This window comes from Enterococcus hermanniensis (assembly GCF_001885945.1).
GTDB lineage: Bacteria > Bacillota > Bacilli > Lactobacillales > Enterococcaceae > Enterococcus_A > Enterococcus_A hermanniensis.
This window is the reverse complement of record NZ_JXKQ01000005.1, coordinates 233,729-241,192: the sequence shown is the minus strand read 5'-3', so window position 1 is coordinate 241,192 and position 7,464 is coordinate 233,729. Positions and strand designations below refer to the sequence as shown.

Annotated in this window: 2 protein-coding genes; both read left to right on the top strand. The window is 33.9% G+C overall.

Annotated features, from left to right (window positions below; all coding sequences use genetic code 11):
- The first annotated feature begins 502 nt into the window (after positions 1 to 502).
- The gene (locus RV04_RS07855; RefSeq protein WP_071857913.1) at positions 503 to 3,655 is read left to right on the top strand and encodes an Ig-like domain-containing protein; all 3,153 of its coding nucleotides are present in this window, start codon (positions 503 to 505) and stop codon (positions 3,653 to 3,655) included.
- Positions 3,616 to 7,461 (top strand): Cna B-type domain-containing protein, encoded by a 3,846-nt coding sequence (locus RV04_RS07850; protein ID WP_071857912.1) that lies wholly within the window; start codon positions 3,616 to 3,618, stop codon positions 7,459 to 7,461. Before RV04_RS07855 ends, RV04_RS07850 begins: the two co-directional genes overlap by 40 nt.
- Positions 7,462 to 7,464: the final 3 nt, after the last annotated feature.

The window sequence follows — 7,464 nt, the reverse complement described above, 5'->3', positions numbered from 1 at the left end:
TTGGTATGAATATATAATAGCAATGACTTATGAATTAAATATGATGAAAAAATAGCGAATTTATTAATTTTAATAAATTGAATAGGCTTTGAAGATCACTTTGCCGATGATATAAGCCATAGGATACTCTATTTTTAATTCTAAGATAAAAAAATGTATTCCTAATTAAAATAAAAAAATTAATTAATTTGAATAAAAAGCATAATATATTGAAAAACAAACTAGTCAAAATAATAGAAAAAAACAATATTATATGATCTAAATCAGCTGCGGGAAAATTTATGCTAAATAAACAAGAGAATATAAGGTTTTCAATGCTTAAAAAAACGGTTTTATATTAATTAAACAAAAAATAACTAATAATTTCTGTGTTAAATTGTTTATTTTTTGAATAAATTAATTTTTATCATTTATACCTAAACAAATGTGATTGCTAATAAATAAAAGCGAACATAAAATATATAGTGTTTCTATTATATTATGTATTTTATGGAGGGTAAAAATGAACAAGCAGAGGAAAAATCCGTCGTATTTTGTTACTTTATTCACAATAATAGTGACATTGATTCCATTTATCAATTATTTTGCTACCGGAGTTGAAGCAGTCGCAGCGACAACTAATTCGGAAACAAAAATATTTGAAAATCAATATGGTACTGCAAAAGTATCTTATAGCGAGGATAATGATCAAAAACATCTGGATTGGACGATTGAGTATTCAAAGAGCTCAAGTGAATTGGCTCGGCAAGTTGGGTTTAGCTTAACATCGGCTAATCAAAAAATTATTCCTGAAAATATTAGTAGTGATCCTAGCAATCTATTTTCACTTGATACTACAAGTGAGAATCAACCTGCCATTATTCAAACAAAAGCTACCAAAGACGCTAGCCAAGGAAAGCTATTTTTCCAAACAGATTATATAACTAGTTTATCGATTCAAGCATTGGAAAATGAATTCCAAACAGATGGGACAAAGAATGACCTATTAGCTGGTCAAGAGCCTGTTACGGTTTCAATCCCAGCTAAAGAAACACAGATAACTGAAAGTAAAACTAGTACCACTAATAGTATGAATACAAGTGTCACTGATCCAACGACTGAGGCTAGCCATGCGGCACTTGTCTCAGATAGTTCAAAACAAATTATGTCAAAAACTACTACAACTAATCAAACAACAACTTCAACTTCAGCTACTGGAAGCACAAGTACAACGAGTGGCACAAAAGCTCAAGAGGCTACAACGGACACTAAACAAGTTGTAAAAGTAAAGCACAGAGCAAGAGTTGCAAGTGCGGCAGCTAATGAAACTACCGACGCTGCAAGAGATATTACGACACTTACAGGATCCAATAAAATGGCAGTCAGCACGACTGATGGTAAAACTATTTTTGACAGTGCTACTTTGACTAAAGATGGCCAATCCATTGATCAAGCGGATATCCAATTAAACGATAATTTACTTTTACAATACAACTGGAGTTTACCAGAAGCTTTACGTAAAAATATAAAAGCAGGGGATTATTTTAATTTTAAACTACCAGATAAATTTACGATCGTAGCTGAAACATTATCCGGTAATTTATCAGATAGTAATGGAAATATCTTTGGAACATTTACTATCAATAAAGATGGTACAGCAAAAATTACTTTTACGAAGGCTGTAGAAGCTAATTCGGGAGTAAAGGGTACCTTGAATATCTCTGGTGTCGTTAAAGAATCACAAAATGATAATCCAGGAAAGACTGAGATTACTATTCCATTTACAGACGATGATAAAATCATAGTACCGAATATCAAAGTTCCTAATGCAAAAGCTCTGTCCAAAAGAGTAGTTAGTCAAACTGATAATAAAGATATTAAGAATAATCAAGCCGTTGTGACGTGGGAAATTGTTGCTAACCAAACAGATAGTATGATGACAAACGGTATTTTGACGGATACGTTACCATCTGGAACAACTTATAAAGGTAATTTGAAAGTTGTTTCTTACGATGTATCATTAACAGATGGCAGTTTGATTCAAAATTCGGCACAATTGATAGAAGGCATAGCTGAACCAGATACAAAAGATAAAGAAATCAAGTTGAATTTACCAACTAGTAAAAAAGCTTATGTCATAACTTTTGATACAGATGTTGATTTAAATCAATATCCTTCTGCATTAGACCCTAAAGATTTAACTGCAAAGGTAAAAAATAGTGCTAAATTAACCTCAAAAGAAACTGGTGATGTGACGGCTGATGCGACAGCAACATTTGGCTCAGCTAGTTCGATCAGAAAATCGGGAACCGGCATTACACAAGTTGGTAATACTTCAGTAGCTAATTGGAAAATTTCATTTGCAAAAGCAGGGATCGATCTTCCGATAGGCACTAAATTTGTTGATCAAATTGGTCAAAGTCAGTCTTTGACTGATGAAAAAGGAAATGCGGTTAATGAAAAAAACTTACAAAAGCTACTTCAAGCAGAATTTACAGTAGATGGAAGAAATAAAGGAAAAACAATTAGTTTAACTAAAGATAGCGACCAAACGTATTCCTTAGTATTTCCACAAGGTATTTCAGATAGTTTTGATTTGATACTTTATACGTCGGCAACTGGAGCTGATACGTCATATAGTAACAAAATCAATTGGAATAATAATGGGAATGAAGCCAAGAATGAATTTCCAAGACCTAATTCAGGGATCGTAAAAACTTCGGATAAAGGAAATAACGGAACAATCCTTTCTACCGATAAAAATGATGGAAAAGTGATTTGGACAATTAAAGTAAATTCAGAACACACGTCAATCGATAGTTGGCAAGTAGTCGATACATTAAAAAATGCTAAATACAATAAAGACGATATCAAAATCGAAGAAGTCGAAAAAAGTGGAAGTACACCGAAAGAAGTGTCGAAAGATTTTACTATTGACTACAGTGATACCTCTTTTACACTCGACTATAATAAAGCAACAACTAGTGAATTTATCATAACTTATAGTGGAACTTATGATGCAACCAAATGGGATCAGGTTATTTCTAATACGGCTGATTATTACTACACGCAAAATAAAAAAACTTGGTCTAATAAGGCAAACAATGAGTTCAAAACACCAGGAGATCAACGTCAAATGATCTCTTTAAGTAAAGGTGGAACCTATAATGCTGTCAATAATACAGTCGGCTGGGAAATCAATGTTAATACCGGAAATGTGCCTTATGGAAAAAATGGTACGTTAACTGATAAAATCCCTGCAGACCAAACATATAACAATGATGTTAAAGTAGAAGATAGTTCTGGCAAGGAAGTTACCGGACTCAAAACAGAGTATAAAGATGGGACTTTAACTGTTAGCGGATTTCCTGTTGGAGAAAAAGATAACTATAAAATTGTGTTTACAACTAAAGTAACTACTCAAAATAATAAATTAGCAGTAGGTTCTGCTAAAAATACGGCAAAGTATCAAGATGATCTAAACAAGCCATCCTCAGCTGAAGCAACAGTTGAATATACAAAGAATGAAAATTATGTTTCAAAAACTGCAGAAAGGAATAGTAATACTGTCCATTACACGGTAAAGGTAAATCCTGGCAAATTACCTTTAAAGAATGTTCGTTTAGTCGATAGTGATTGGAAATATTTAAAAATGTTGCCAGAAACATTGAGATAACCAATAGTGCGGGTGAAGATGTTACTGAACAATTTAAAACGAGCATTGCGGAACAAGAATTTAATATCAGTTTTGGTGATATAACAGATCAGTATACAGTGACTTATGATATGTCACTTTTATTTATAGGGAATCCAAATACGGAATTACTTGTATCAAATACGGCAACAATCACTGGCGATAATGTCAAAGAAGATACTGGTAAAACAAATACAGAAATCAAAGTTCAAGTACCAGCTGCGGGTGGTACCGCTCAAGGTGAAGTTCGCTCACTGAAAGTGAAAAAAGAAAATAGTGCTGGAGACCATGCGCCAATTAAAGGTGCTCAATTTTCATTGTATCGAGGGGAAGTTTCGACGGATACAGCTATTAGAGAAAATGTTTCAACGGATGCAGATGGTGAAATTCTGTTCAGTAATTTAACTTATGGTGACTACTATCTCGTTGAGACAAAAGCTGCTGATGGTTACTACATTAGCGAAGAGCTAAAAAAAGGAAAATTAGTAACAATTGATGAAAACACAGCAAAAGATGTTCCTAAAGAAGAAACATTAGAAAATACCAAAGTCGGAGCAATCACATTAACTAAAGTCGATAGTAGCGATTCAAGTATTAAATTAGCGAATGCAAGTTTCAAACTTTATCAAGATGGCAAACAAGTTACGCAAAATGCTTTAGGTGAATCAATTGATACGTTCACTACTGATGAAAAAGGAACACTAACTATTCCTTCATTGATTCCTGGCGATTATGTCTTAAAAGAAATTGATGCACCAACGGGTTATCATGTTTCAACGGGGGACACTTCGGTTGCAGTAAAAGCTGGAGAAACAGCAACAACAACTGTAAAAAATGCGATCAATAAAGGGAAAATCGCTTTGCAAAAAGAATCTGCCGATAATAAGATGTTAGAAGGTGCAGACTTTGCGCTAATCGATACAACTGCTACGACCGAAAAAATAGTTGAAACAAAAACGACAGATAAACATGGTTTAGTTGACTTTGAATTGCAAGCTAACCATACGTATAAAATCAAAGAAACTAAAAATCCGACTGGTTATGAAGGGTCCTATGAATTGACTGGAATTAAAGTAGCGGCCGATGGAAAAGTTGCTTATACAGATCAATCAAAAAAAGAACAAACTTTTGCAAGTACTGATACACCAATTGTTGTTACTAATAAACGAATCGTTACAACAATCAAAGGAACAAAAAATTGGCAAGATTTTGATAATAAATTTGGCAGTCGTCCAAATAGTGTGAACGTTCAGTTGATGCAAGACGGTAAGGTGTATGCTACGAAGAACGTTACAAAGGACGATAATTGGAGTTATGAATTCACTGATTTGCCAGTGATCGCTGAAGGTGGTCATCAGTATAACTATACGGTAGAAGAAACCAACGTAGCCGATAATTATCAAGCAGAGTCTACCGGAAATAATATAACGAATAAGCTAAAAACAACTTCTGTTTCTGGTGCAAAAACATGGGATGATAACGACAATCAATATAATTTGCGACCAAGTAATATCAAGGTTCAACTATTACAAGATAAAACCCCAATGATCGGTGCAGAATATACAAAAGAAGTAAAAGTTGATCAAAATGGTAAGTGGAATTATACTTTTACTGGATTACCAAAAGTTGATTCAGAAGGTCATGAGTATAAATATAGTGTTCAAGAAATTGAAGAGAATAAAATTTATACTTCTACAGTAACAGGGATGGATCTAGCTAATAAATTAGCAACGACCAAAGTTAGCGTAGATAAGACGTGGAATGATCAAGACAATACGTATAAAACGCGCCCTAAAAATTTAACTGCTACTTTAATGGTCAAACAAGCAGATGGATGGAAAACCTTTAAAGAAGTATTTGGTTCAGACAAATCGATTGAATTAAATTCATCGAACAACTGGAAAGGTGATTTTGATTATTTACCAGTTTACGATCAAGCGCGAAATCAAATACAATATGGTGTAAAAGAAGAATTATCAACTAATACTTACACACCAAATGGCGCTAACGATGGAGAGCGTCAAATGACGGCCGCTGCTGTCGCTGGTATTAGCCATTTGACGAACAACTTGAATACAGTAGCATTAACAGTCAATAAAACATGGAAAGACTTTGATAATAAATTTGCTACACGCCCTAATGAAATTACCTTCCAACTTTATGCATGGACCAAAGAGGAAGACGATGCTGAAAAATTTGGGACTGTAGATAAATCGACCGGAGAATATACGATCAAAGGAAATGAACAACATCAATTTAGTCCATTAACAATTAGTGGTTTACCTAAATATGATCAAAACGGTAATGAAATGCATTACAAAGTTAAAGAAACAAATATTCAAAAAAATTATCAAGCAACACCAAATTATTCTGCGAAAGATACTAGCTTATCAATTGAAAATATCTTAGAAACTACAGATGTGACAATTAATAAGCAATGGGATGATCAAGGCAATCAAGCTTTTGAAAGACCTGAAGCTACCTTACAATTGTTCCGTCAAGTTGCTGGTGCTGAAGTAGAAGCAATGCCGGGGGTTGATTATACTAAGACAATCAATGCCGGTAGTAAAGCAGACAATTGGTCATATACATTTAAAAACTTACCTAAAAAAGATAGTGCTGGAAATGTGTATAGCTACTCTGTAAAAGAAATTTCTAAAGACAGTAATTATCAAGCTAGTCAAATTGATCCACTAACTGTTAAGAATACTTTGATCACTAAACAAGTGCGAGTAGTGAAGCATTGGGAAGATTTTGATAATAAATATAACTCACGTCCAGATGAAATCGAATTTAATTTAATGTATAAACAAGCTGGTCAAGAACGAGCATTTATGGATATCAATCAAAAAGCTGTAACAAAAGCAATCAAGGTTGAAGCTGGAAATGATTGGAGTTACACGTTTGATAAGTTACCCGCAAAAGATGCTCAAGGAAATGACTATACGTATGATGTTCAAGAAGTACTGAAAAATGCCGGGAAAATAATTGCGCCTAACTACACATCAGAAAATGTAGGAACAACCATGAGCAACACATTAAGAGCTGTTACAGTTGATGGCGAAAAACACTGGGATGATCAAGAAAACAAATTTAATAGTCGTCCAACAAGTATCAAAGTTCAACTATTACAAGATGGTCAAGCGATGACCGGTGAAGAATTTACTCAGGAAGTTAAAGTGAATGAAAATGGTACTTGGGAATATGCCTTTAATGATCTACCGGAACTAGATGCAAACGGCAAAAAATATGTCTATACAGTTAAAGAATTAGACGTTCCAAAAAATTACCAAGCAACTGAAACTGGAATGAACGTCACTAATAAATTGATTATGACTTCTTTTGCAGGGGAAAAAGTTTGGAAGGACCAAGGGGACAAAGACAAATTGCGTCCTGAAAAAGTAACGATTGCTTTGTTACAAAATGGTAAACAAATTGCTCAAACAGAGACTTCAGCTAAAGAGAAGTGGCATTATCAATTTGAAAAGTTAGCAAAATATGATCGTAATGGTGATCGTTATGATTATACAGTCAAAGAAATAAATGTTCCAAATGGCTATCAATCAACAGTGGTAGGTCATACGATTATTAATCGTCATACTCCGACACCCCCAACATCAAATAGACCAAACAATCATTTGCCGACAACAAAGAGTGAAACTGGAAAAACAAGTGCTCAGATGTATCCGCAAACGAACGATAAGAACCAAGCTATTTGGATGGTTTTAGGAGTAGTAATCATTTTTGTTGCAGCCATGATTTGGTATCGCAAAAGAAATAATAACTAAATA